2 protein-coding genes are annotated in these 1,091 nt (G+C 75.2%); both read left to right on the forward strand.

All coding sequences use genetic code 11. The annotated features are described in order from the left end of the window. Positions 1–79, forward strand: a 79-nt coding sequence (locus tag H0487_RS24530) for a hydroxyisourate hydrolase (protein WP_183096447.1), incomplete at its 5' end; no start/stop codon positions are given. After that, positions 79–921, forward strand: a complete 843-nt coding sequence (locus H0487_RS22690) for a MurR/RpiR family transcriptional regulator (RefSeq protein WP_246384417.1) — start codon at positions 79–81, stop codon at positions 919–921. The genes H0487_RS24530 and H0487_RS22690, both read left to right, overlap by 1 nt. The last annotated feature ends 170 nt before the right edge of the window (positions 922–1,091 follow it).

Below are 1,091 nucleotides of genomic sequence, written 5' to 3' on the forward strand. Positions count from 1 at the left end.
GACCGGGTCCGACCAGCCGCACCACCACGTGGCGCTGCTGCTCAGTCCCTACTCCTTCACGACCTACCGGGGCAGCTGATGGCAACCGAAGTGATGACCCGCGGGGCGGGCTCGATGCGGATCGACGAGCGGATCGCCGACCGGCACGATGCCCTCACCCCGCAGGAGCGTCGCGCCGCCGCGACCCTGCTCGAGCACCTGGACGACCTCGCGACCTACCGCGCGGCCGAGCTCGCCGATCTCGCCGGCGTCAGCCGGGCCACGATGAGCCGGCTCTTCCGCAGCCTGGGCTTCGAGGACTTCGACGAGGTCCGCGAGCACCTCCGCGCGCTGCGCAGCGCCGGGGAGCCGCGCCGGATCGACGGGGCGCCGAACGCCGAGGCGCTGGCCTCGCTGGAGCAGGCAGCGATCCTGCGCGCGATCGAGCACCCGCGGATCCCCGAGGTCGCCGGACGCCTCGCGCTCGCGACCCGGGTCCTCGTCATCGGGTGGCGCAACAGCTATCCGATCGCCCTCCACCTGCGCGAACAGCTGGCCCAGGCCCGGTCCGACGTCCTCATCGCGCCGGCGCCCGGCCAGACCACCGGCGAGGAGCTGGTGGGCCTCGGGCAGGACGACGTCATCGTGGTCGTCGGCTTCCGGCGCCGACCCCAGGGCTTCGCGGAGTTCCTCACCGAGGCGAGCGGCACCGGTGCGTCCGTCGTCCTGATCGGCGACCCGACCGCGGTCGCCCACGCCTCCCAGGCCTCCATCTGGCTCGAGTGCCCGCTGCAGCACTCGCTGGCGTTCGACAGCTATGCCGCGCCGATGGCCCTGGTGAGCGTGCTCGCCGACGCCGTGCTCGGCGCGTGCGGACGGGCGGGCAGCAGGAGGGTCGGCCGGATCACCGAGACGTACGAGCGGATGGGCGAGGTGGAGTGAGCGTGCCCGGCCCCGCCGTCCCCGACCGCCCCGACAACACCGGCGCCACCGGCGCCACCGGCGCCACCGGCGCCACCGGCGCCACCGGCGCCACCGGCGACGCAGCCTGGCTCGCCCGGGCGATCGAGCTCGCGACCGCCAACGTCGGCGGCGGGGGCGGCCCGTTCGGC

This window comes from Nocardioides stalactiti (assembly GCF_014180715.1).
Classification (GTDB): Bacteria; Actinomycetota; Actinomycetes; order Propionibacteriales; family Nocardioidaceae; genus Nocardioides; species Nocardioides stalactiti.